Below are 23826 nucleotides of genomic sequence, written 5' to 3'. Positions count from 1 at the left end.
CTTCGCGCATGTACCGGGTGATGGCGACGGTCGTGACCGCGTCAGCGCTGCTGACTCCGATGGCAGCGGCGGATTCGCATGACTGTGTCTCGGTGGACCGGGCGCGCGATCAAATCCGCGGGCTCTCACGGGAGAACGGGGTAGCGGTTCGTCAAACGGCTATCGCGCGAAACCGGGCGATCGCCGGGCTCCTTCGGACCGCTGCGGGGGACACATCCGACCTCGCGGTGCGCGACCGTGCATTGGACGCAGCGGCGGCTGCGCAGAACTACGCCGACGTGATGGCCGCCGCGACCTCCGTGGACGGGGTGCTCGCGCCGCCCGGCGAAGATATGGCCCGCGCCGTCAACACCATGGCCGCGCTGGAATCGGTCTGCCCGGTGCGTTAACGGGAGGGCTCGGTGTCCTCGACCCGGCGCCAGGTCACCAGTGCGGCGGCCAGTGCCGCCAACCCGGCCAGCCAGTACAACGGGTGTGGCAGTGATGAAACCAACACTGCCACAACGGCAATCGCCGGTAGCCCGATATTCAGGATGGTGTCGCGGCGTTGCAGGAGCAGCACCAGCCACGCCAGCACCAGATAGATGGCGAACGGGACCGTGATCGTGAAGGCCGCAACGGTGGGACTTAGGTGACTCTTGCCGAGCCCCTCGTCGACGGCGATCTCGAATCCCGCCGACAGCGCGGCAACGGCGGCGAAGATGAAGTAGTGGCTGTAACCCCACAGCAGGGTCGACCGCAGGGACGTGTCCTTGCACTCTTGTTCCTGATCGAAGTAGATCCACCACACCGCGGCCACGATGAGCAAGGCCGACGCCGCGATGCCGATCATGGTGCCGGTGTGATCGGCTTCCTCGGCGCCGCCGATGATCGAGTTCGCCGAGGCCAGGATCGATTCTCCGAGCACGATCAGGGTGAACAGTCCGTAGCGCTCCGCGATGTGCTCGGGGTGCCACGTAGTCGGGGCCACGCGCTCGGCGAACACGGGCACCGACATATCGGCCAGTGCGATCACCACGAACAGTGGTATGCGCAGATGCTCCGGTGCGAACAGCCCCCAGCAGACCCATGCCGCCTGGACGACGGTAATGCCGGCCGCGTAGCGCAGGCAGGTGGCACGCGTGGTGGGATCACTGATGGCGGCACGCACCCATTGACTGCCCGCGGCGATGCGCATGAGCACGTAGCCACCGATGGCGATGCCGAAGTCGGCGCCTGTCATCGCGCGCTCGACACCTGCCGCGACGGTGAGCGCCCCGGCCATCTGAACGATCACCGTCAGCCGGTAGAGCCAGTCGTCGGTGTCGAAGGCGCTGGCGAACCAGGTGAAGTTCATCCAGGCCCACCAGATGGCGAAGAAGCCGATCGCATACCCGGCGAGTCCCTCGGCGAAATGACCTTCGGCCCAGAAATGGTGCAGGGTTCCGGAGGCACGGGACACCGCGACCACGAAGACGAGGTCGAAGAGCAGTTCTAGCGGGGTGGCTGCGCGATGCTGCTGGGCGGGATCGCGTGCCACCATGGCCCGCAGGCCACTGATCATGTGGTTACCTACCGGTGTCGGAGGAGCGATGGACGCAGGCAGCTTAACGTGCTTTTGGCGACAGAGCCGGCGAACATCGGGCCTCACTAATCCAACCAGTTGATCGGGATTCCGTCCGCGTGGGAAACCCTGCGCATATAGTGAGGCACCATGCAACCGGTCCCCGCTGCCTCGAAGGCAGGCAATTCCTCGCAGCGCCGTGCTGGCCGCCGCGAGGAATTGGTGGCGGTGGCGTCCAAGTTGTTCGCGGCGCGCGGTTATCACGGCACCAGGATGGACGATATCGCCGATGTCGCTGGCCTGAACAAGGCGACGGTGTACCACTACTTCGCCTCGAAGGCGCTCATCCTGTACGAGATCTACTTCAAGGCCGCCGAGGAGACGCTGGCCTGCCTGCAGGACGATCCGAGATGGTCCGCGCGTGAGTCGCTGTATCAATGCACGAGCCGCATGCTCGCGCTCATCTTCTCGAACCGCGAACAGGGGGCGGTGTACTTCCAGGAGAACCCGTTCCTTTCCGAATGGCTCTCACCCGAGCAGGTCGCCGAGATCCGCAAGCGCGAGGACATGGTGCAGGAGCGGGTGCAGAACATCATCGAGCGGGGCATCGCCAGCTCCGAGTTCGTCGAGTGCGACTCGCATGTCATGGCGCTCGGTTACATCGGAATGGTTCTGGGCTCCTATCGGTGGCTCAATCCGAGTGGTCGCCGCAGCGCTCAGGAGATCGCTGTGGAGTTCAGCACCACGCTGTTGCGGGGGCTGATTCGGGACGAGGCAACTCGGATCAACGATCCGTTGGGTGTGGCGACGACGACGTCTGCTGACGGCACCCTGTAGCGACGGACGTGTAGTGGCCGCTGATTCCGTCCTGACCTTGGACCTGCCCAATGTCAGACTGCAGGCCCTGTCCTGGGGTCCGCACGACGGTCCGCTGCTGATCTGCGGACACGGTTTTCCCGACTCTGCTCACACCTGGCGTCTGTTGGGCCCGAGATTGGCCGCGGACGGGTGGCGCGTGGTGGCGCCGTTCACCCGTGGTTACTCGCCCAGTGAAATCCCGGCCGACGCCGAGTACGGCGTGGGTGCGCTGATGCAAGACATCATCGACATCCACACAGTGCTGGGCGGTGACGAGCGCGCGGTGTACATCGGCCACGACTGGGGCGCGCTGGTCGGTAATGCCCTCGCCCGCAGCGGCCTGTCGCCGTTTGCCCGCATCGTCACCATGGCCGTGCCACCGTTTGAGGTTCTCGGCTCCAGTTTCGCCTCGATCGGGCCGATCGGCTGGCCAGGTGTACTCGGGCGTCAGCTGTTGATGAGCTGGTACACGTTGTTCCACCAGGTCCCGGTACTGCCGGAGTTGTTGTTGCCCTGGCTACTTCGGCTGTACTGGCGGCGGTGGTCGCCGGGATACGACGCGCACGCCGATCTGCAGTACACCGGTGAGGCGATGCTCCAGAAGGGGAACCGCAGGGCAGTCATCGGCTACTACCGCGCAAACATCGGGCGGGCCCTGGTTCCGGCGCGGAAGTACTGGAAGACCCAACGATCCCTCCTGGACGGCGCACGCACCCCACTGCTCTATCTGCATGGTCGTGCTGACGGGTGCATGACGCCGCGACTGGTAGAGTCTGCGCGCCCCGATCTGCCCGACCGCAGCGTTGAAATCATCGATGGCGGTGGACATTTCGTGCATCTGGAATGCCCGGATGTGGTGTATGAGCTCGTGCGTGAGTTCCTGCGCCCGCCCACTACGAAGGTAGAGTGAACTAATGCCAGTCGTCAGTCAGACCGTCGAGGTGGCCGCGCCTCCGCAGGTGATCGTCTCCATTGTCACCAACTATGAGGCCTACCCCGAGTGGAACAAGGAGATCACCAGCGTCGAGATTCTGGATCGCCTCCCCGACGGCCGCCCCCGCATCGTGCGGTTGAAGGTGGAGATGACGGGCATGGCCTCGACCAACGTCGCCGAGATCGCCTACCTCAACGCTGCTCAGGTGGCGACGCGGCTGCTGGAAAGCGACATCTTCGAGAAGCAGGAACAGACGTTTTCGATCGTTCCGATGGGGCCCACCTGCCTGCTCACGGTCGATATGGATGTCGAGACCAAGCTGCCGATCCCCAAGCCAATGGTGAAGAAGCTTGCCAACCAGGTCCTCGAGCATCTGGCCGAGGGGCTGAAGAACAGGGCCGAGCAGATCGCGTCGGGAGCTGTCGTGTCGCAGCAACCGCCGGCACCCGCCCCGGCCTATCAGCCCCAGCCGGGCCACCAGCCCCCGACAAGCCCGCATCTACCCCCCGGACCACATCCCGGCGCGGTCTAGGTACTCGATCAATCGGCGGGCACCGTCGATGAACTGAACCTCGGTCTGGGCTACTACCTCAGTGGCGTCACCAGCGCGCAGGGCGGCGATGAGCTTGTCGTGCGCGCTGACTGCGTGCCGCGTCCATTCGGCGTCAGATGCGAAGAGTAGGTGCGGGGTGTACCGCGTCGCCTGTAGCAGGAACCAGGCCAGCTTGGGGCGATTTGCCACGTGATTGAGAAATCTGTGAAACTCGAACTCCGCCACGGAGATTGATTCAGGCGCACTCGCATGGCGAAGCACGTCATTCAGGTCTGCCAGGGTGTCGATTTGCTCCGGGCCGATGCGCTCCGCGGCAGTCTTCGCCAACTCCACGGCAAGGTGTGATTGTTGCGCGAAAATGTCTTCGATATCGGCTCGGCTCAGTGGGGCGGCCATGTAACCGCGATGCGGGACGGCCTCGACCAGTCCTTCGCCGCGCAGCGTCAATAGCGCCTCACGTACCGGCGTGACGCTGACACCCAGCTGAGCCGCCGTCTCGTCCATCCGAATGTACTCACCCGGGCGCAATTCGCCTGTCATGATCGAGGCGCGTAGTCGGCCGGCAACCTCCTCGGATAGCTGCGGCCTACGGATCTCGCGGATCTGGGCCCGGGGAGCATTCATCCGATTCGCCTGCCATTTCCATGTGTGGTGACGCACTTGCATCTAAAGTCATATCAAATATATTTGACCAGACGCGACGAAGCGACAACCCAGGAGGCAGCGACTTGAGTCCCCATGAATCGGTCGGCGCACCTGATGTAGCCGCCGACGGTGGCATCATGCGGATCACGTTCACCAGGCCCGATCGGATGAATGCCCTCAACGGGCCGGCCACCGCGGGCTTGATCGAGGCGTTGGAATCTGTCCACGAGCGCAGCGACGTCCGGGTAGTCGTCATCAGTGGGGGAGCACCCGGGAACGCGTTCACGGCGGGCGCCGATGTCGCCGAGCTGGCGGCCGGAGCCGGCGACCTGACGCCGCTGCAAGCCGCCGAACAGACGATGGACAACGCCGAACGGTTGGTGCGCGCGGTTCTCAATTGTCCGGTGCCCACCATCGCGGAAGTCACGGGCGCTGCCGCCGGTATCGGCGCGTCGGTGGGTCTGGCGTGCGACCTGATCTACGCCGCCGACACGGCCTTCTTTCTGATGGCCTTCGCGAACATTGGGCTCATGCCCGATGGCGGATCGAGTGCCTTGGTCTCGGCCTCGATCGGCCGGGTGAAGGCCAATGCGATGGCGCTGCTGGCCCAGCCGCTCCATGCCGCCGACGCCTATGCGGCCGGACTGGTCAACGAGGTGCTGCCCGGGGATCAGCTGCGCGAGCGCGTCGACAAATCGGCGCGCAAGTTGGCCCATGGTTCCCGTCGCGCGATGCAGCTGACCAAGGAAGCCATGAATTCGGTGTCACTCAAGCTCTTCGACGAGGCCATTGCACGGGAGCGTGAGGGGCAGATCGAACTGTTGACCTCACCCGACGCCCAAGAAGGCTTCGCCGCCTTCCTTGAGGGCCGCCGCCCCAATTTTAGTTAGTAGGAGAATCTGTGACCGACACGATTGATGTGACCACCTTGCCCACCAGCCTTGATCAGCCTTACCGCGCACGTCGGCAGAACTGGTGTAACCAGCTGGCTCGGCATGCGCTCATGCAACCCAATGCCACAGCGATTCGATATCTCGGGCGCAGCATCTCCTGGGGCGAGCTGAACCAGCGTGTGCAATCACTTGCCGATGCGCTGTCGCGCCGCGGAGTCGGATTCGGGGATCGCGTACTCATCCTCATGCTCAACCGCCCCGAATATGTCGAATCATGGCTGGCCATTAACGAACTCGGAGCCATCGCCATTCCGGTGAACTTCCGCATGACTCCGCCGGAAGTCGCATTCCTGGTCGAGAACAGCGGGGCCAAGGTCGCTATCACCGAGACGGTCCTGGCGCCAGTGGCAGCCGCGGTGCGCCAGCAAGTGCCCGCGCTGGAGACAGTCATTGTCGCGGGCTCGGGATCCGAGGACGGTGCTCTTGGATACGAAGAGGTCATTGCCGAAGACGGCGAAGCCCATGCTGAGGTGGATCTGCCCGGGGATTCTCCCGCGCTCATCATGTACACCTCGGGGACGACGGGCCGCCCCAAGGGTGCGGTGCTGACCCATCTCAATCTGTCCGGACAGGCGATGACATACCTGTTGAGCACCACCGTCGACTTGAACTCGGATGTGGGATTCATCGGAGTCCCCATGTTCCACATCGCGGGCGTGGGGAACATGATCACCGGATTGCTGTTGGGTTTACCCACGGTCATTCACCCCCTTGGCGCCTTCGATCCGGGTGCTCTGCTGGACGTTTTGGAGTCCGAGGGCGTCACCGGGATCTTCCTGGTGCCGGCTCAATGGCAGGCCGTTTGTGCGGCGCAACGGGCAAACCCCCGCAAGGTCAAGCTCAAGACGCTCTCCTGGGGTGCGGCCCCGGCGAGCGATGTGTTGCTGCGGACGATGTCCGAGACGTTCCCCGACGCGAGAATTCTGGCCGCGTTCGGGCAGACCGAGATGTCGCCGGTGACCTGCATGCTCATGGGGGAGGACGCAATCCGGAAGATGGGCTCCGTCGGCCGGGTGATTCCCACGGTTGCCGCGCGCGTCGTGGACGAGAACATGAACGATGTGCCGGTCGGTGAGGTAGGGGAGATCGTCTACCGGGCGCCGACGCTGATGCAGGGCTACTGGAACAACCCCGAGGCGACCGCCGACGCCTTCACGGGTGGCTGGTTCCACTCCGGCGACCTGGTACGCCAGGACGCGGACGGCTTCATGTGGGTGGTGGACCGCAAGAAGGACATGATCATCTCCGGCGGCGAGAACATCTACTGCGCCGAGGTGGAGAACGTTCTGGCCGAGCATGAGCAGATCGCTGAGGTGGCGGTGATCGGCAGGCCGCATGAGAAGTGGGGCGAGGTGCCGGTGGCCGTGGCGGCCATCCACGGGGAAGCCCTGACCATCGGTGACCTCGATGGCTTCCTCACCGAGCGGCTGGCCCGTTATAAGCACCCCAAGGACCTCGTGGTCGTGGACGCGTTACCGCGCAACCCCTCGGGCAAGGTCCTCAAGACCGAGCTGCGCAAGCAGTTCGGTGGCAGTTGATAGCAAACATGAATCTGGATTCAGAAAAGTTTGGTAAAGCGTAATACGCAGAACTGTACGTCATGTACATTCCTGTAATCGCCGTCACATCGGAGGGGTTGACGTGACCGAACCTGTAGATCTTTGCAGGCCACGTTTGCTGACGAAAGGGACCCGGTGATGTCTCGGATGCTGTGGTGGCGCTGCACCGACGTACGCCCAGATGCCGAAGGAGGTCTGTGTGCCGAACTCCTTTGAGACCGACGGCCGCGGCCCGTCGGACCGCCAGCTCCTCCTGTGCGGTGTGGCGATCGCTCTGGTGGCCGCCCTGATAGGTACGGCCTTGGTCATCAAGTCGACGGGCCGGTTCAACAACTACGTGCGGGTGGTAGCGGAACTCACGAACGTGGGAGACGGCCTTCCCGCGAAGTCGGACGTCAAATTCCAGGGCGTGCTCGTGGGTTCGGTCAACGATCTGACCCCCTCGCAGCGCGGTCGGCCCAATGTCGTGCACATCGATCTGAAATCCGATCTGGCGCATACGATTCCACGAACGGTCACTGCCAGGGTGGTTCCCAGTAACGTCTTCGCGGTCTCCTCGGTGGAGCTTGTGGACCACGGCCCCGGTGCGGCGATCACCAATGGAACCGTCATCGGCGAGGACACCGAGCTTCCGACGGTGCTGTTCCAGACGACCATCAGCAAGCTGCGCGACATCCTCCTGGCCAACGGGCGCGGTCGCGATGACGATTCGGTGGGCATCTTCGCCGTCATCGCCGCGGCGACGGAGGGCCGGCGTGCGACCCTGTTGAACGCGGCCGGCCAACTGACCAGGATCATCGATCAACTCAACGATATCGTCGCGACGGATACGGGCCCGTCGACCCTTTCCGCACTCCTGAACGCGACCAAGGGGCTGCAGACAACCGCCCCGGAGCTCGTCGATGCGTTACATCAGGCGGTTAAGCCCATGCAGACGCTGGCCGAAAGGCGAGACCAGCTAGAGACTCTGCTCAGCGCCGGATTGCACACCACCGGCACCGTCCGGCAGTCGTTGGATAACCAGACCGACCGGCTGATCGACATCACCACCAAGCTGACCCCGGTTGTCGGTGTGCTCGCGCAGAACTCCGTGCACTTCCTGCCGATCGCGGCACGACTGAAGGTGTTCTCGGACAAGTTCTTCAGCGATGTGTGGGATTCGGAAAGGGATGTCGTCAATATCCGGGGAAATCTGTCCTTCACGCCGTCGACGATGTACACCCGCGCCGACTGCCCGCGATACGGCGAGCTGAAGGGGCCGAGCTGCTACACCGCACCCGAGCTGGTGGTGCGCCCCGATCTCCCCGAAGTACTACTGCCGCAGAACTTCAAGCCACCGCCCGATCTCGCGCCGCCGCCGGGAACCGAGGTCGGTCCGGACGGGAATTTGATCGTTACCGGCCCGCCACTGCACAATCCGTCCCCGAATTTGCAGGATCCCAACCCGCCGTTGCCGTGGTGGCAGCCCAATCCGTCACCGCGTGTCCCCGGCACCGCTGACCCCGATGACGCCGAACCGCCGCCGCTGCCAGGCGGTGCCGCTCCCGCTGCCACCGCGCCGGCCTCGTTCGGTGGCGCCGTGGGGCCCATCGGTAGCAGGACCGAACGTGAGCAACTGGGCATGATCACCGGAAGCACGGCGACATCGTCCACCCAACTTCTGCTTGGGCCGGTCGCGCGCGGCACCAAACCCGTTGTCGCCCAGCAGGTCCAGGCGGGGGGACGGCGATGAAGTTTCGTGGACCTTTGATTGGCCTGTCGGTGTTCATGGTGATCGCGGTGGCGATGACCTGGCTGGTGTACGCCACCCTGCGCCGCGAGGTCGCGGGATCGACGTACAGCTACGCCGCGATGTTCACCGATGTCACCGGGTTGCGCGATGGGGATGACGTGCGTGTAGCTGGTGTTCGGGTCGGGCGCGTCGAATCGGTCGCGATCGACGGTGATCTGGCCAAGGTGGAGTTCCGGGTACAGACCGAGCAGCCGTTGTACGGCAACACGATTGCGACGATCACGTACCAGAACATTGTTGGTCAGCGTTATCTGGGACTCTCCCTGGGTAAGACAGGCAGCACCGATCGGCTCAAGCCGGGCAGCGTGATTCCCGTGGAACAGACGGAGCCATCCTTCGACATCGGCATGCTGTTGCACGGATTTGAACCTCTTTTCAGCGTGCTTGATCCCACCGAGGTCGACAACCTCACCGACGGTGTCGTCAAGTCGCTGCAAGGGGACAGCGGCTCGATCGTCGGCCTGGTCGACCAGACGTCGCAACTTACCGAGACCTTCGCGGGCCGCGACAAGGTTCTCGACGAGGTGATCACCAATCTCAATGGTCTGACGAAAACCCTTGCCGGCCAGAATAAAAATCTGGATACCGTGTTGACGCATACGCGTGAGATGGTGGCAATCCTGGACAACCGGCGCGCGGGGTTGGTGGATTCGATCGGTTCGACGGGTTTCGCGGTACGTCGATTGTCGAAGATCTCCGACTCGGTATATCCGCAGCTCAACGAAATACTTTACCGGCAACCGGGATTCGTCAGCCACCTGAACGCCATAGAACCGCAGCTGGCGTTTACCGGCGCCAATCTGCCGCTCCTCCTCAAGGGTGTCGCGCGGACCACCCAAGAGGGCGCGTTCATCAACGGATATGTCTGCGATCTCAATCTCACCGGGTTTTTCCCCGGACTGAACGACGTCGTTCCGATCATCGTGAATGCCGCCACCCCTGGTAACAAGGCTCAATACACTCCGAAGTGCAGGAACCTGGCAGATGGATAAACGCACAGTGTGGCAACGTATCTCGCGGCGCCCCGTTGAGACGTATAACAAGATCTGGTTGGGCGCCATCGCGCTGGCGGTGATTGGTTCCCTGGTGGGGGCGATGCTGCTGGTGAAGGCGATTGGCATCGGCTATAGCCACTACACCGGCGAGTTCTTGCAGGCGGCATCGCTGCAACCTGGGGCCAATGTGTCGTATGCGGGGGTCCCGGTGGGGAACGTCACGAGTGTCGAGCTGGCGGGCGACCATATCGAAGTCGGTATGCGAGTCCGCGACGACATCACCTTGCGTAAGGATGCCAAAGCGTCGATCAAGATCACCACGATTCTCGGTAATCAGTACGTGGAGTTACGCAATGGCGGTGAGGGCGTGTTGCCCAACCGTCGAATCGATCTTGCGCACACCGATGTTCCGTATGACCTACAGGCCACGCTGCAGGACGCAACCTCCACTTTCGAACAGGTAGATGCGGACAAGATCGCGGAGTCGGTGGCGATACTGGGTAAACAGCTCGAGGGCTTACCCGCCGTACTGCCGCAGGCGATGGAGAACATCCAGACGCTGTCGTCGGTGATAGCGCATCGCCGCGATCAGATCGGCACGCTGCTGGCCAGTACCGAGTTGGTGTCGGGCACCCTGTACCGCCAACAGAGCGATATCGGCAAGCTGATCATTCAGGGCCGTGATCTGCTCGGCGAGTTCGTTTCTCGGCAGGCGAGTTTTCATTCCATGATGCGCGCGGTGACCGAGCTGACGAACTTCCTGAGCAAGGTTGTGGTCAAGGACAGGCGCGCGGTCGATGCGCTCATCGCCGATGTGAAGACCTTCAGCAATTTGATCGGTGGCCATGATGACTTGTTCCGGAGCATCCTGCAGGTGACGGCGGTCGCGGCCCGAAACTTCACCAATCTCACGGGTTACGGAAACGCGCTCGAGCTGAGCGCGCCCGGTGGTCTCGCCGTGGATTCGTGGATGTGCGCGATCAGCGGGCGGGCCAAGCAGTTCAACATGATCCCGTACTTCAAGGATTGCCAATGAGCACACCGATAAGCGCCCGGACGCGGCGAGTCATCTGGATCGCGGGGGCGCTGGCCGTGGTGGTCGCGGTGGTGGTGGCGGCCGTCGGGTGGACCTATGTGCGCGAGCGGATCGACAGGCTCACCGTCACGGCTCAATTCGAATCGGTCTCCGGCCTCTACCCCGATAACAAGGTGTCGGTACTGGGCATGCCCATCGGCAAGGTCACGAAGATCACCTCGCGTGGCACCTATATGGAAGTTGAATTCGAAGTCGACTCGAAGGTCAAGGTGCCGGCAGACGCCAAGGCCGTCACGGTGTCCACCTCGATTCTCACCGACCGTCACATCGAACTGACACCGGTGTATCGCGGAGGACCGACGCTTAAGAACGGGGACGTCATCGGGCTGGACCGCACGAAGACGCCCGTGGAGTTTGATCGGGTCCTGGCCATGATCGACAGGCTCTCCAAGGCGATGAAGGGTGACGGCAAGGGCGGCGGCCCGCTGGCCGATGTCGTGAACAACAGTGCCAATGCGTTATCCGGAAACGGTGAGCTGATGAGAGCATCTCTGGACGAGTTGTCCAAGGCGCTTCGTCTGAGTGCCGACGGCGGTGCGATGACTCGGGATCAGCTGACCAAGATCATCACCCGTCTCAGTTCGCTCTTCGACGCTGCGGCACGCAACGACCAGAACATCCGGGAGTTCTCGTCCCAGGTGCGGCAGTTGTCCCAGGTGCTCGATCAGGAGCAGCTGGGATCCGGTACCACCGGAAAACAGCTGAATAACATTTTGTTGCAGGCTGGTTCGCTGCTAGAGCAGAATCGCGATGCCATTAAGCAGTCCGTGGGCAACTCCAACCAAATCTCCCAGGCGATATACGACAACCGGCGAGAGTTATCGGAAGGGTTCGACCTGCTTCCGCTGATGGCGGACAACGTCTACAACATCGTCGACCCGATCAACAACGTGGTGCGTGCCCATGTGCCGGCAGACAGGTTGTTGTTCGACACGCAGGCCGCCAAAGAGATCTGCAATCTGATGGGTCTGCGCCAACTGGGTTGCAGCACAGGCACCTTGCAGGACTACGGGCCCGATTTCGGATTGACGTATGTGCTCGACGGTCTCGCGGCGATGGGGCAGAAATGAACAGATGGCAAAGATACGCGGCGTCCGCGGTGGTTCTCGCCGTGCTGCTGACCAGTGGCTGTAGCACGAACGGTCTTGCCAGCCTCCCGCTTCCGGCGCCGGGCATGACGGGTGGTTCCTATGGCCTGACGGCAGTGTTCACCAACATCTTGAACCTGCCGTCGCGCGCCAAGGTGAAACTGGGCGGCGCCGACGTCGGTGAGGTCGACTCCATGAGCACCACCAACTACACCGCCGTGGTCACGATGCGGATTCGTTCGGATGTGGAGATTCCCAAGGGGACGACCGTGGAGCTGCGCACCGCGACGCCGCTGGGTGACGTGTTCGTCGCGCTGAAACCGCCGCGCCCCGCGGACCCCAACGCACCCCTCCTGCGCGACGGGGACACGATCGGTCTGGATTCGACAACCGCCGCCGCGACGGTGGAGGCGGTGCTGAGTTCGGCGGCCATCATCGTCAACGGCGGTGCGGTACGTAATCTCACCGGCACGGTGAACGGTCTCGGCCGCGCCACCGGGCCCAATGGCGCGGCGTTCGGCGATCTGATCGGAAAGTCGAACCGGCTGCTGGGCACGCTCAACGCCCGGTCCGGCCAGCTGGATTCCGCGCTGCGGGACACCGCACAGCTTGCCGCTGAGATGAATACGCGGCACGAGACGCTCTCGGAGCTGTTGGTCGCGGCGGCACCTGCCACGGACACCCTGTCTGCCAATGCATCTCATATCGCGGACCTTGCCGACCAGGTGGGTGCGGTGACCAAGCAGCTCTCCAAATTCCCGTCGATCGCGGGTACCGATACCAGCGGCCGCAGCGTCATCGCCGATTTCAATACCCTGGCAGGCTCATTCAACGACATCGCGGTCAGTCCCGATACCAGCCTTGCCGCGCTGAATCGGCTGATGCCTCCCATCATCAAGATCATGGCGGGCTCGGCCTTCGCCGCCCGGGTATCGATCGACAGGCTGGTGCTCGGCTCGATACCCGATATCGGTTACCAGGGTGATCCGGGACTTCATGGCCCGAAGCGCTATGACTGGGCCAAGTTGGTCGGATCGTTCAAGTACACCCTGTGGCGCTTGCAGGAGCGCGTCGTGGGTAAAGGCCCCGATGCTCCCGCGATTCCGGTGCGCCCGAGCCCGACGGAGCCCGGAGTCATCGAACCGATACCGGGCGCTGTGCCCGTACCCCAGGGGCCGCCGCGATGATCAACGTATTGGCCAACACGGTGGTGGACGCCGTGAAGATGGGGCACCGCAACCGCTTCTGGCTGTCGGGGCTTGCCCTGGTGGCCACCCTGGTGGTGGCGTGCGCCTACCTCGCGGTGGGCGCGTTGCGTGCCCGGGCATTCGCTTCGACCTATGAGGTGTCGATCGAGCTTCCGGAGTCCGGTGGTTTGATCCCCAACCAGGATGTGGCGTTGCGCGGCATGCGGATTGGACGGGTGGACTCGGTGACGCCGTCTCCTCGTGGACCGGTCGCACGGATTCACATCGAGTCCGACGTGAAGATTCCGGTGGGGAGCCCGGTGCGCGTGTCCGGTCTTTCTCCCGCGGGTGAGCAGTACGTCGACTTCGCGCCGGTGACGACCACAGGCCCGTACCTGGACAACGGCAGTGTGATCGCCCGCGGGCAGGCAACGGTCCCGGTATCGTTATCGAAGCTGCTTGCCAACGCCGATGGTGCTCTTGCACAGGCAGATACGCAGAAATTAGAGATCATCAAGAAGGAACTCCATCTCTCGCGCGAGGCGCCGCGCAAGATGACCGACATCATCGACGGCGGCGTGTTCCTCCTGTCGACGCTGGACTCCGTGCTTCCGGAGACGGTCAGTATTCTCAAGAAGAGTCGTGTGACGTTGTCTTCCTTCGCGGAGATGAACAATGGCCTTGCCACCACCACACAGGGCCTGAATCGGTCCCTGAACGGCGTTGCCCGCATGGACGGCGGCTTTCGCACGCTGATCGACAGGGTGCCCGGGCCGTTGGCCACCACCGACGCCGTGTTCGCCGACAACTCCGACACCATGGCGCAGCTGCTGGGGAACCTCACCACGGTGGCGCAGCTGTCCTACGTGCGCGTGCCGGCGCTCAACGCGTTGTTCCCCTCGTACCGCGGATCGGTAATCGAGGCGGTGGGCAACACCTTCTACGACCATGGCGTGTGGGCCACCGCCGACATATATCCCCGCTACACCTGTGATTACGGATATCCGCGCACCGCAGTGTCGGCTGCCGATTACCCGGAGCCGTTCCTGTATGCGGGCTACTGCCGAGATGACGACCCGGCGGTGTTGGTGCGCGGCGCCAAGAATGCCCCGCGGCCGGCCGATGACGATACCGCCAGCCCACCCAAGGGCGCCGATCTAGGTAAGGTGGCCGACCCGACTCCGAAGGGACGCTTCACCATTCCGACGCCGTACGGTGGACCGACGCTTCCGATCGAGCCGCCGAAGTAGGTGGCTTAACTGAATCCCAGCCAGCTGGGCAGCGCCCGTCCGGCGCCCCCGGCGGCATCGCACAGGGTGTAGGTGGTATCGCAATTGCCTTTGGGGGAGCCGTATCCCGCCCACATGCCGCCGGCGTCGCGGCGCAGCACGATGGCCGAGGAGCCGCCCCCGTCGAGGGCAATGGCCTTGTCGGCGCCTAGTCCGCGGTAGAGGTCCTGGAGGTTGTCGGGGGTGTAGCTGCCGCCCTGGAAGACCATGAGTTCGTCGGTCGAGGACTTGTAACCGAGCGCGGTGCGGGCGGCAGCGGGGCCGGGATCGTTCAGCTGCTCGGTGAATCCTGGAAGCAACAGTTTCAATCCGCTTACCGCGACGAACTGAACTCCCTTGTCCATCAGGCCTTCTAGCGGACCGGTGGCGTACCCGTAGTCCTTGGGCCCTGCGGAGGCGATGATCTCGGGTGCTGATCCGGGGGAGAAGACCATGGTGGCCAGCGCCGTCCAGACTTCATCTCCGCCGGAGAGCGCTTGCTTGCCCGCGTACACGCGCGTTCCGGTGACCTGCTTGTTGTAGTTGGCACTGCCGTTGGCGGTATCGACATAGGCGCCCAGCGGCGAGGTACATCCGGTGCTCTTCCAGTTACCGCCCTTTTGGCCCCGGACGTCGAAGAAGTTGGCGTTGATGATGAACGTGGGCTTGCCCATGGTCATCCAGGCGGCCATGGGCTTGTATGTCTCCGAGGCCTGCCACAGCCCCTCGGAGGTGCGGGCGCGCGCATCACGTTCGCAGCGGGACTGATAGCCGGAATGGGTGTCCACCAACAGGTTTGCGCGCATCCGCGACGAGGCGCTCTTGATGACCATGAGGTGGCCGCCATTGTCCAGCGTGTACTCATTGCCGGCCGCATTGCGGAAGGGGGCCGGGTTGCCGCCGCCGAAGTTGTAGACCAGGAAGGTGCCCTTGGTGTTGGCGATGGCCGCGAGTACCGCATCGTGGGCCGCCTCGGCCCGGGCGGTGTTATGGGTGGCGGGAATGGGCAATGCCGCCACCAGCATCATGCCGAAGGCGGCGGCGATCAGGCGACGTCCGGAACGGGCTCGCGGAAGACGCGATAAGCGCGAAATGCCCACGGCGGTCCCTCCTGTGACGATCTTGAATAGTCAACGATAATCACAGCAGCAACACGGTCAACTTTGGTAACAAGTGGGGATCGATCGGACATCGGCAGCGTCGCGATGAGGTGCGCTAGCCGCCCAAGCGGGCGTGCATCTCCCATACGAGGACTTCGGCATCGGTCGTCGCGGTGACCCGTGCAGCGCCGGTGTCGCTGAGTCGCACGGCATCTCCCTCGGCAAGCTCACCGGCTCCCTCGAGGACCACGGCGCCGCGGGCGATAAACAGATGCACGAACGGTGCTGCCGGAAGCTCGACGCTGTCCCCGGCGGGGATGCGCGCCGCGTGCAGTGCCGCGTTCTTCTGGGCAATGGTGATCGCCGTCTGATCCCGGTGCCGCGGCATCCCCGAGGCCACGGTCACCAGCCCGCCGCTGAGCAGCTCGCCATCGATCTCCAGCTGTTGGTAACCCGGATCAAGCCCCGAGTCGTCGGGACTGACCCACATCTGGATGAATCGCACCGGGTCGGAGTGACGTTCACCCGAGAGTCGCCACGAGTCGTTCTTCTCCGAATGCAGAATGCCGGATCCTGCCGACATTCGTTGTGCCAGACCGGGATAGATCACCCCTGCGTTGCCCTCGGAGTCCTGGTGCACCAGCGATCCCTGCAGCACCCAGGTGACGATCTCCATATCGCGATGGGGATGTGTCTCGAAGCCGGCGCCCGGCAGCACGATGTCGTCGTTGTTGACCAGCAGTAGTCCGTGGTGGGTGTTGTGCGGGTCGTAGTGCTCGCCGAAGGAAAAGGAGTGCTTGGAATCCAGCCACGAGATCGTGGTCGCGAGCCGCTCACTCGCGCGCCGGACGTCGATAGCCATATATCGACAGTAACGCCACGCAGGGAATCCGGGGGAATCGTCTGCGTGGCGTTACCGTCGGCGAAAGATTCGGCTTACCAGTCGGCTTCGGTGTACTTGATGACGCCGCGGATGTTCTTGCCGTCGAGCATGTCCTGGTAGCCCTCGTTGATCTGCTCCAGGCTGTAAGTGGTGGTGACCATCTCGTCGATCTTGAGTAGGCCCTGCTTGTACAGGCCGACCAGACGCGGTGTCTCCGTGTGGGTGGTGCCACCGCCAAAGATGTTGCCCTTCAGCGTCTTCTGCAGCATCGTGAAGAGGAACAGGTTGAACTTCACGTCCACATCGACCATCGCGCCCATGCCGGTGACCACGCAGGTGCCGGTCTTCGCGGTGAGGATCATGGCCTCTTCGATGTATTCGCCCTTCATCTCGCCGACCGTGATGATGGTCTTCTGCGCCATGATGCCCCAGGTCAGGTCCATAACCGGCATGATGGCCTCGGCCATCGAGGCATACACATGAGTGGCGCCGAACTTCAGGGCCTGCTCACGCTTCCACGGCACCGGGTCGATCGCGATGACGTATCGGGCGCCGGAGACGACGGCGCCCTGCAGGGCGCTCATGCCGATTCCGCCAACACCGATGATGATGACGTCCTCGCCGGGCCTGACCTCGGCGATATTGGTGGCAGAGCCGAAGCCGGTGGGCACGGCGCAGCCGAGGAGTGCGGCCGACTCGAAGGGCACACTGTCGTCGATCTTGACCACGGAATCCTCGTGCACCACGGCGTACGGCGAGAACGTGCCGAGCAGGTTCATTGCGGAGACGGGGGTGTCGCCCGCGTGGATGCGGTTGGTGCCGTCGGCGATAGCCTTGCCGCCCAGCAGGATTGCGCCGCGGTCACACAGCGACCGGTAGCCGCGCATACACGGTGGGCACTTACCGCAGGCCGGGATGAAGGCGAAGATGACGTGGTCACCCTCCTGGACGGAGGTGACGCCCTTGCCTACCTTGGTCACGACGCCCGCGCCCTCGTGGCCGGGCAGCACCGGTAGCTCCATCGGGGTGGCGCCGGTCAGCACATGGTAGTCGGAGTGGCACATGCCAGCGGCGTGTAACTGGACCTGAACTTCGCCCTCGGCCGGATCACCGAAGGTGATCTCTTCGACGACGATCGGCTTGTTGAGCTCGCGAATCAGCGCGCCTTTTGTCTTCATTGACTGGCTAGTCCTTCCAGATACACGTGAACCAGATCACTCTCGTGGACGAGGATAGCGGCTTTACGAGAAAAGTGAAACGCGTTCTAAAAGTGCGTGGTCAACGGGCCAAGAGTGCCTCTGACGACTACCTATGCACGATTATGAGGTCTTGTTAGGAGACGCCTGCGTCGCGGGTATCCCAGTACTTCTGCCGAAGCACGCGCTTGAGGATCTTGCCCGCACCGGACAGCGGGAGCTCATCTACGAACTCGAAGCTGCGCGGCACCTTGTAGTTGGCGATGTGTTCGCGGCAGTGCTCCTGGAGGTCTTCGCCGCAGCACTCGGACTGCGTCTGTTTGACGACCACGGCGTGCACGCGTTCGCCCCAACGTTCGTCGGGGATGCCGATCACCGCGCACGCCGCTACCGCCGGATGCTTGGCCAGTGCGTTCTCTACCTCGGCCGAGTACACGTTCTCACCGCCGGTCACCACCATGTCCTTGATGCGATCCACGATGTAGACGTACCCGCGTTCGTCCATCCGTCCGGCGTCGCCGGTGTGCATCCATCCGTCCCGGGCGGCGGCCGCAGACTCCTCGGGTAGCTCCCAGTAGCCGAGCATGACGTTGTCGCCCTTGACGACTACTTCGCCGATCTCGCCGCGTGGGACTTCGTTGTCGGTGTCTCCGCTGGAGTCGACGATCATCACCTCGCAGTGGGGGGCCGCGCGTCCCGCCGAGCGCAGCAGCGCGGGGTCGTCATGATCGTCGGGAAGCAGCAGCGTCGCGACGGGGGACACCTCGGTCATGCCGTAGGCCTGGGTGAATCGCGCGTTGGGGAACACCTGTTTGGCGCGCTGCAGCACTGCCTCGGAGATGACCGAGGCGCCGTAGACGATTCCACGGATACCACTGAGGTCGAGCTGTGCGGCCGCTGGATGATCGACGAGCATCTGGATCATGGTGGGCACCAGCAGCATGTCCTGGACATCGTGCTCGACGATGGCGTCCAGCACGGCCTGCGGAGTGAACGACGGGACGATCACGTGCGTGGAACCCGAGAGGTTCCCCGCGAGGACGGCACTGAAGTCGGCCATGTGGAACATCGGAGCCGAGTGCAGCAGTCGGCCGTCGCGGGTGAGGAAGTTTCCGGTGGATAGCGACCCCATCGCCGAGGTCAGCACGTTGTCATGAGACAGCATGACGCCCTTGGGATTTCCGGTGGTTCCCCCCGTGTAGAAGACACCTAGCAGGCTGGCGCCACCGGCGCGGGCGTCCGCGACGGGCTCGTGCGCGGCGAGGAGGTCCTCGTACCCGATCATGTCCTCGGGTGTGGGACCGTCGCCGCAGTAGACGACGGTGTCCAGGCACGCACAGGCAGCACGCAGCGGTGCGGCGGCGGCCTTGAATGCGTCGTCCACGAACAGCACACGGGTGCCGGATTCACGCAGGGAGTAGCCGATCTCGGCAAGGCTCCAGCGGATGTTGACGGCGTTCAGCGCAGCACCCAACCACGGCACCGCGGTGAGGTATTCGACGTAGCGGTCGGAGTTCAGCGAGAGCATGCCCACTCGGTCGCCCGGCTGGACGCCGACAGCTCGAAGCGCCCCGGCCAACCGGGCGACACGGTCCGCGAACTGCTCCACGGTGCGTTCCCGGCCCTGGTAGATCGTGATGGGGCGGTTCGGGTCCTGCTGCAGGGCACGGTGCAGCCACTGGGTGAATTGCATATTCCAATCCTGCCGTCCGGAACTGTCTCGGGTGTGGGATTCATCGAGCTAACAGGCAATGTCCAGTGTCCGGGTACGATGCACCGAGGGGCAACGGGCGACAAGGGGGGAATTGTGTCTGAGAGTCTGCTGATGGTGTCGGGTGTTGCTCTCTTCGTGCTGGTCTTCGCGGGGGTGTGGTTCCTGTCGTCCCGGATGCGTAAGAAGCGAATAGCCATCCTCACCGCCTGGGCCCGGGCGCATGGTTGGACGTACACCGCCGATGATCAGAGCCTGCTGGGCCTATCCGATGGTGCGCCGTTTGGTCAGGGACATAGCCGCACCGTTCAGGACGCATTCAACGGCACCATCGATGGGCACGGGTTCGTGTCCTTCCAATACTCGTACCAGGTGACCACCAGCAACGGCGAACGCTCGAGCACCACGACGTACGAGTTCATGGTGACGTGCATTGCTACGCCACCGTCGTCGCACTGTCTGGAGATCAAGCCCGAGGGCGTACTCTCCGGATTCTTTGGTGCTCTGGGCTTTTCCGATCTGGAACTGGAGTCCGACGAGTTCAATAAGAGGTTCAAGGTGAAGGCCAGTCCGGAACGGTTTGCGTACGATGTGCTCAACCCGCGTGCCATGGAACGGATGCTTGCCGACCAAAGATATTCGCAACCCTTGCGATTCGAGAATGGTCGGCTATTGACGTGGCGAACAGGGAAGCTTGACGAGCGAAAGATCGCCGACGACGTGAAGTACCTGATCGAGGCCCTCGAACCCATTCCAGCATACGCCTGGGAGCAGCGGTAGGAACGATATAAACCAGCTGGCTGCCGACTGGTATTGTTTTGCTAAACCGGCGGCTAGATGTGTCGGGCGGCAAGTCGGGGGTTATATGTTCAATAACAGCATCATAGCCACTGTGCTCGCAGTGGCGGGTATTGCCGTGGTGGTGGCTGTCGTGGGATTGTCGGGTTACCGGTATCGGCGAGGTATTACCAGTAGGAAACTTGCTGAGGAACTTGCGCAGTTCGCGGCGGCTCAAGGCTGGACCTACAGCAACACATCCGATCCGCTTCTGGCGGAACTCTCCTCCGGCCCCCCCTTCGGCCTGGGAGATTGCCGCAGGGTCAGGGGTGTGTATCGCGGTAAGGCCGGCGCTTGCGATTTCGTGTCGTTCGGATACGCCTACGAAATCAGCCGGGACACGGGCACGTTCGACATGACGACAACGTACGAGTACATGGTGACGTACATCGAGACGCCCACATGTGACTCTCGGCTCGAGATCACCTCTGGTAAGACACTTTTGGATGAGCTAGGTGCCAATGACCTTCAGCTGGAATCTGACGAGTTCAATCAGCGCTTCCATATCGAATGCGAGCCGGAACGATTCGCTTACGACGTGCTCAATCCGCTGACCATGCAGCGGATGCTTGCTGACCCGCGGTCCGCGTGGCCGCTGAGGTTTGAGCACTCCAAGCTGATGACCTGGCAGTACGGCGAACTGGATGTGCGGCGCATCCCCAGTGCTGTTCAGTATCTGATCGACACTCTCGAGCCGGTCCCCGCGTATGCCTGGCACCAACACTAGGAGAAGGAAATGGCCCCAATTCTGATCGTGATCGTCCTCGCGGCGTTCATCTTCCTGATAGTCGGACTATGGATCCTGACGACGTACAACGGCTTCGTCAGGATCCGCAATCTGGTGCAGGAGGCGTGGAAGCAGATTGACGTCGAGCTGCAACGGCGACATGATCTCATTCCCAATCTCGTCGAAACGGCCAGTGCCGCAGCACAGTTTGAGCGGAGCACGTTGCAGCAGGTGACTGCGGCGCGCAACCTCGCTCGCGAGGTCTCCGCCACACATCGGGGCGTCGCGGCCCAGGCGCAGGCTGAGCAGCAGCTTTCCGGGGCGTTGGGCCGGTTCTTCGCTATCGCCGAGAGCTACCCACAACTACAGTCGGTTCAGAACTTCGTCGGGCTGCAGACTGAGCTGGCCAACACCGAAGACCGTATTGCCGCGGGACGGCGTTTCTATAACGGCAATGTGCGCGCACTGAATACCAAGGTGCAAACGGTGCCGTCCAACTTTGTCGCGGGATGGTTCGGTTTCACCGAGGCCGAGTACTTCGAGCTCGATGACCCGGAGGCTCGCAAGGCGCCGGATGTCCGGGGAGTCTTCGACCGTCTGAACCCGCCTCCACAGCAGTAGATGACTTCAATCGGCGTTTTCACCTCCGCGCCAACGACACCCGCTTTGCCTATGATGTATTGAATCCAGCACGATGCACCGCATGCTCACCGACCGGCGGTTCCAGCTCCCTATGAGATTCGACAATTCCAACCTGTTTACGTGGAGATGGGAAGCGTTGCGACCTGAGTGGGTAGAGCCGCACGCCCGCTATCTGATCGACGTCCTTCGTGAGGTGCCGCCGTACGCCTGGGAGCATCGATGAATTTCGAGCGCGGGAACAGTCGGTATCGGTGAACGGTGGAAACGCCACCGTCCTGCCGGTAGGAGCCCCGATGTCCCGCATGTTGTTCGTCAATATTCCCATCGCTAATGCCGCGGCAAGCCGCAAGTTCTTCGATCACCTGGGCTTCTCCTTCAACGACCAGTTCTGTGACGAGAACACCCTCTGTATGGCGATCAACGAGCAGAGCTGGGTGATGATGCTGGAGGAGGACCGCTTCCGTGGCTTCATCGCCGACGACATCGCCGATACCTCGAAGAATCGCGAAGTGCTGCTCTGCGTTTCGGCCGACAGCCGGGACGGGGTGGACGAGCTGACCGACGCGGCGCTGGCCGCGGGCGGGGTGGATTGGATGCCGGCGCAGGAGCTTGGCTTCATGTACGGCCGTTCGTTCCGTGACCTGGACGGACACGTGTGGGAGATCAGTTGGATGGATCCGGCTCACCTCCAGTAGCTACGCACGATCGGTGCCGCCTTACGTAGAGTCGCTCGTTAGGGTCACAGGGGCCCGCTCTACGTAAGGCTCACATGACACACAGGATTCTCGGGATCCCTGCCGCTGTCGCGGTGCTCGTGGTCGGTGGCGGCGTCGCCGCGGCACCCGCATATGCCACCGACACCTTCACGCCCGGATCACCCAACGGTATTGACAGTTACTTTCCGCAGGATGGCAACGGCGGCTATCGCGTCACCCAGTACGACCTGACGCTGCGGTTCGACCCCGAGAGCACCGATGTGAACGGCACGATGGTGATCCGGGCTGCCGCCACCCAGAACCTGTCCAGCTTCAATCTGGACTACTCGGATCTGGGCACTGTGACGGCATCCGTGGACGGCCGGCCGGCCGGCACCGAATTCAGCGGCGAGCACGAAATGACCGTCACCCCGGAAAAGGGCATCCGCGCCGGTAGCGCCTTCACCACCACGATCACCTACGCGTTCAACGAGCAGCAAGAGGCGCAGGAGCGCGATCTCGGCGCGCTGCCCGGCTGGGTCCGCAGCACCAGCGGCGGGTACGCCAAGGGCGGCGAGCCCGACGGAGCGGAGAACTGGTACCCGTCGAACAACACCCCGGTGAACAAGGCGCCCTTCAAGCTCACCGCGACAGTTCCGTCGTCGTGGACCGCCGTGGCAGGCGGCCGAGAAGGCAAGGCCACCGAGTCGGGTGGCTGGACCACCACCACCTGGAACGAGCCGAATCCCGTTGCCATGTATCTCGTTCCGTTTGCCGTGGATCACTTCTCGGTGTTCCGGTCCACGCTGCCCAGCGGTACCCCCGTGGTGAGCGCGTTTGCGCCCGACGCTGGTTCGGGGGATTCCGAGGCACGCCTGCCGGAGATACTCACGTTCCTGGAATCCAAGCTCGGGAAGTACCCGCACGTGGCGGCCGGAGGCATCTTCGCCGATCCGATCCGCGAGGACATCGCCTTTAGCGCCTTGGAAACTCAGACGCGTCCCTACTACACCTTCAGTCGCGATACCGAAGAGTCCGGCCGCCTGTCGACGATCGTGCACGAAAACACCCACGAGTGGTACGGCGATCTGGTGTCGGTCGAGCAGTGGCGCGATATCTGCCTCAACGAATGCTTCGCCTCCTATCTGCCGTGGATGTGGTCGGAGGAAAAGGAAGGCAAGTCCATCGACGAGCACTACCGCAAGACGGTGGAGAAGATCTGGGATGAGGACAAGGTCTGGGGGAACCTGCTCTACGACATGTGCCCGGGTGCCGCCGAATGCAGCGCCGACGAGGTCTTCAATCCGCTGGGTGTGTACGGCAAGGGCCCGCTGGCGCTGCACGCGCTGCGACGCACTATTGGGGACAAAGCATTCCTGGAGATTCTGCGGTCATGGCCGGCCGCGCACAAGTGGGGCAATGCCACCTGGCCGCAGTTCGAGGCGTACGTGCAGAAAGTCGCGGGTAAGGACTTGTCCGGGTTCTTCACCGCCTGGTTCCACAGCGTGACCAGGCCCTCGGACCAGTATCTGTTCCCGGGGAGCCTGGCTCAGCGGTAAGCGGC

Annotated in this window: 23 protein-coding genes; 17 read left to right on the top strand and 6 right to left on the bottom strand. The window is 63.1% G+C overall.

Translation table 11 applies throughout. The annotated features are described in order from the left end of the window. Positions 1-8: 8 nt before the first annotated feature. Positions 9-389, top strand: a complete 381-nt coding sequence (locus B4394_RS07555; RefSeq protein ID WP_078314647.1) for a hypothetical protein — start codon at positions 9-11, stop codon at positions 387-389. Here B4394_RS07555 and B4394_RS07550 read toward each other — a convergent pair. Further along, the gene (locus B4394_RS07550) at positions 386-1543 is read right to left on the bottom strand and encodes a low temperature requirement protein A (protein ID WP_078314646.1); all 1158 of its coding nucleotides are present in this window, start codon (positions 1541-1543) and stop codon (positions 386-388) included. The genes B4394_RS07555 and B4394_RS07550 overlap by 4 nt on opposite strands. Before the next feature lie 150 nt (positions 1544-1693). Between B4394_RS07550 and B4394_RS07545 the strand changes: the two genes are divergently transcribed. The 3 genes from B4394_RS07545 to B4394_RS07535 are packed head-to-tail and all read left to right on the top strand — an operon-like array spanning position 1694 to position 3867. Beyond that, positions 1694-2380 (top strand): TetR/AcrR family transcriptional regulator, encoded by a 687-nt coding sequence (locus tag B4394_RS07545; RefSeq protein ID WP_139360017.1) that lies wholly within the window; start codon positions 1694-1696, stop codon positions 2378-2380. A 13-nt stretch (positions 2381-2393) separates the two neighbouring features. Then, entirely contained in the window at positions 2394-3311 is a 918-nt protein-coding gene (locus B4394_RS07540) for an alpha/beta fold hydrolase (protein ID WP_078306959.1), read from the top strand. A gap of 4 nt (positions 3312-3315) precedes the next feature. Beyond that, entirely contained in the window at positions 3316-3867 is a 552-nt protein-coding gene (locus B4394_RS07535; protein WP_286141978.1) for an SRPBCC family protein, read from the top strand. Here the strand turns inward: B4394_RS07535 and B4394_RS07530 are convergent. Next, the gene (locus B4394_RS07530; RefSeq protein WP_078306962.1) at positions 3835-4512 is read right to left on the bottom strand and encodes a GntR family transcriptional regulator; all 678 of its coding nucleotides are present in this window, start codon (positions 4510-4512) and stop codon (positions 3835-3837) included. The two genes, B4394_RS07535 and B4394_RS07530, sit on opposite strands and share 33 nt — an antisense overlap. Positions 4513-4616: 104 nt before the next feature. Between B4394_RS07530 and B4394_RS07525 the strand changes: the two genes are divergently transcribed. From B4394_RS07525 to B4394_RS07490, 8 genes are all read left to right on the top strand, one after another. Then, positions 4617-5423, top strand: coding sequence for an enoyl-CoA hydratase (locus B4394_RS07525; RefSeq protein ID WP_078306964.1), 807 nt, complete (start codon positions 4617-4619; stop codon positions 5421-5423). A gap of 11 nt (positions 5424-5434) precedes the next feature. After that, complete coding sequence (gene fadD5 / locus B4394_RS07520) at positions 5435-7024, top strand: fatty-acid--CoA ligase FadD5 (RefSeq protein WP_078306966.1); 1590 nt, start codon at positions 5435-5437, stop codon at positions 7022-7024. Between the two features lie 220 nt (positions 7025-7244). Further along, on the top strand, positions 7245-8777 hold the full coding sequence (locus B4394_RS07515; protein WP_078314754.1) for an MlaD family protein: 1533 nt from the start codon (positions 7245-7247) through the stop codon (positions 8775-8777). Then, complete coding sequence (locus B4394_RS07510) at positions 8774-9829, top strand: MCE family protein (protein ID WP_078306968.1); 1056 nt, start codon at positions 8774-8776, stop codon at positions 9827-9829. The genes B4394_RS07515 and B4394_RS07510 overlap by 4 nt, the downstream gene beginning before the upstream one ends. Then, a complete protein-coding gene (locus tag B4394_RS07505) occupies positions 9822-10868 on the top strand; it encodes an MlaD family protein (RefSeq protein WP_078306970.1) in 1047 nt (348 codons plus the stop codon). Before B4394_RS07510 ends, B4394_RS07505 begins: the two co-directional genes overlap by 8 nt. Further along, the gene (locus tag B4394_RS07500) at positions 10865-11998 is read left to right on the top strand and encodes an MCE family protein (protein WP_078306972.1); all 1134 of its coding nucleotides are present in this window, start codon (positions 10865-10867) and stop codon (positions 11996-11998) included. The genes B4394_RS07505 and B4394_RS07500 overlap by 4 nt, the downstream gene beginning before the upstream one ends. Further along, complete coding sequence (locus B4394_RS07495) at positions 11995-13203, top strand: MlaD family protein (RefSeq protein WP_078306974.1); 1209 nt, start codon at positions 11995-11997, stop codon at positions 13201-13203. Before B4394_RS07500 ends, B4394_RS07495 begins: the two co-directional genes overlap by 4 nt. Continuing rightward, complete coding sequence (locus B4394_RS07490) at positions 13200-14453, top strand: MlaD family protein (RefSeq protein ID WP_078306976.1); 1254 nt, start codon at positions 13200-13202, stop codon at positions 14451-14453. Before B4394_RS07495 ends, B4394_RS07490 begins: the two co-directional genes overlap by 4 nt. Before the next feature lie 5 nt (positions 14454-14458). Here the strand turns inward: B4394_RS07490 and B4394_RS07485 are convergent, their stop codons facing one another. The 4 genes from B4394_RS07485 to B4394_RS07470 form a co-directional block, all read right to left on the bottom strand. After that, complete coding sequence (locus tag B4394_RS07485; RefSeq protein ID WP_078314645.1) at positions 14459-15571, bottom strand: phosphodiester glycosidase family protein; 1113 nt, start codon at positions 15569-15571, stop codon at positions 14459-14461. A gap of 115 nt (positions 15572-15686) precedes the next feature. Next, positions 15687-16433 carry a pirin family protein gene (locus B4394_RS07480; protein WP_078306980.1) on the bottom strand — a complete coding sequence of 249 codons (747 nt, stop codon included), beginning with the start codon at positions 16431-16433 and terminating at the stop codon, positions 15687-15689. Positions 16434-16507: 74 nt separating this feature from the next. Further along, positions 16508-17632 (bottom strand): NDMA-dependent alcohol dehydrogenase, encoded by a 1125-nt coding sequence (locus B4394_RS07475; protein WP_078306982.1) that lies wholly within the window; start codon positions 17630-17632, stop codon positions 16508-16510. A gap of 154 nt (positions 17633-17786) precedes the next feature. Beyond that, positions 17787-19343 carry an acyl-CoA synthetase gene (locus B4394_RS07470; RefSeq protein WP_078314644.1) on the bottom strand — a complete coding sequence of 519 codons (1557 nt, stop codon included), beginning with the start codon at positions 19341-19343 and terminating at the stop codon, positions 17787-17789. 114 nt (positions 19344-19457) lie between these two features. Between B4394_RS07470 and B4394_RS07465 the strand changes: the two genes are divergently transcribed. From B4394_RS07465 to B4394_RS07445, 5 genes are all read left to right on the top strand, one after another. Next, the gene (locus tag B4394_RS07465; RefSeq protein WP_078314753.1) at positions 19458-20141 is read left to right on the top strand and encodes a DUF3137 domain-containing protein; all 684 of its coding nucleotides are present in this window, start codon (positions 19458-19460) and stop codon (positions 20139-20141) included. Positions 20142-20253: 112 nt separating this feature from the next. Continuing rightward, positions 20254-20925 carry a hypothetical protein gene (locus B4394_RS07460; RefSeq protein WP_286141967.1) on the top strand — a complete coding sequence of 224 codons (672 nt, stop codon included), beginning with the start codon at positions 20254-20256 and terminating at the stop codon, positions 20923-20925. A 9-nt stretch (positions 20926-20934) separates the two neighbouring features. After that, positions 20935-21546 (top strand): LemA family protein, encoded by a 612-nt coding sequence (locus tag B4394_RS07455; RefSeq protein WP_078306990.1) that lies wholly within the window; start codon positions 20935-20937, stop codon positions 21544-21546. A gap of 314 nt (positions 21547-21860) precedes the next feature. Next, positions 21861-22262 carry a VOC family protein gene (locus B4394_RS07450; protein ID WP_078314752.1) on the top strand — a complete coding sequence of 134 codons (402 nt, stop codon included), beginning with the start codon at positions 21861-21863 and terminating at the stop codon, positions 22260-22262. A 74-nt stretch (positions 22263-22336) separates the two neighbouring features. Next, positions 22337-23821, top strand: a complete 1485-nt coding sequence (locus B4394_RS07445) for a M1 family metallopeptidase (RefSeq protein WP_078314642.1) — start codon at positions 22337-22339, stop codon at positions 23819-23821. Positions 23822-23826 lie beyond the last annotated feature (5 nt).

Origin of the sequence: Mycobacterium sp. D16Q16 (assembly GCF_002013745.1) — a bacterium.
Taxonomy (GTDB): domain Bacteria; phylum Actinomycetota; class Actinomycetes; order Mycobacteriales; family Mycobacteriaceae; genus Mycobacterium.
The sequence above is the reverse complement of the archived record's forward strand: the minus strand, read 5'-3'. Positions and strand labels throughout refer to the sequence as shown.

Coding starts and splice junctions, on each gene's coding strand:
- B4394_RS07555 (WP_078314647.1), top strand. CDS start 9: ATGTACCGGGTGATGGCGACGGTCGTGACCGCGTCAGCGCTGCTGACT.
- B4394_RS07550 (WP_078314646.1), bottom strand. CDS start 1,543: ATGATCAGTGGCCTGCGGGCCATGGTGGCACGCGATCCCGCCCAGCAG.
- B4394_RS07545 (WP_139360017.1), top strand. CDS start 1,694: ATGCAACCGGTCCCCGCTGCCTCGAAGGCAGGCAATTCCTCGCAGCGC.
- B4394_RS07535 (WP_286141978.1), top strand. CDS start 3,316: ATGCCAGTCGTCAGTCAGACCGTCGAGGTGGCCGCGCCTCCGCAGGTG.
- B4394_RS07530 (WP_078306962.1), bottom strand. CDS start 4,512: ATGAATGCTCCCCGGGCCCAGATCCGCGAGATCCGTAGGCCGCAGCTA.
- B4394_RS07510 (WP_078306968.1), top strand. CDS start 8,774: ATGAAGTTTCGTGGACCTTTGATTGGCCTGTCGGTGTTCATGGTGATC.
- B4394_RS07505 (WP_078306970.1), top strand. CDS start 9,822: ATGGATAAACGCACAGTGTGGCAACGTATCTCGCGGCGCCCCGTTGAG.
- B4394_RS07500 (WP_078306972.1), top strand. CDS start 10,865: ATGAGCACACCGATAAGCGCCCGGACGCGGCGAGTCATCTGGATCGCG.
- B4394_RS07495 (WP_078306974.1), top strand. CDS start 11,995: ATGAACAGATGGCAAAGATACGCGGCGTCCGCGGTGGTTCTCGCCGTG.
- B4394_RS07490 (WP_078306976.1), top strand. CDS start 13,200: ATGATCAACGTATTGGCCAACACGGTGGTGGACGCCGTGAAGATGGGG.
- B4394_RS07480 (WP_078306980.1), bottom strand. CDS start 16,433: ATGGCTATCGACGTCCGGCGCGCGAGTGAGCGGCTCGCGACCACGATC.
- B4394_RS07475 (WP_078306982.1), bottom strand. CDS start 17,632: ATGAAGACAAAAGGCGCGCTGATTCGCGAGCTCAACAAGCCGATCGTC.
- B4394_RS07470 (WP_078314644.1), bottom strand. CDS start 19,343: ATGCAATTCACCCAGTGGCTGCACCGTGCCCTGCAGCAGGACCCGAAC.
- B4394_RS07455 (WP_078306990.1), top strand. CDS start 20,935: ATGGCCCCAATTCTGATCGTGATCGTCCTCGCGGCGTTCATCTTCCTG.
- B4394_RS07450 (WP_078314752.1), top strand. CDS start 21,861: ATGTCCCGCATGTTGTTCGTCAATATTCCCATCGCTAATGCCGCGGCA.
- B4394_RS07445 (WP_078314642.1), top strand. CDS start 22,337: ATGACACACAGGATTCTCGGGATCCCTGCCGCTGTCGCGGTGCTCGTG.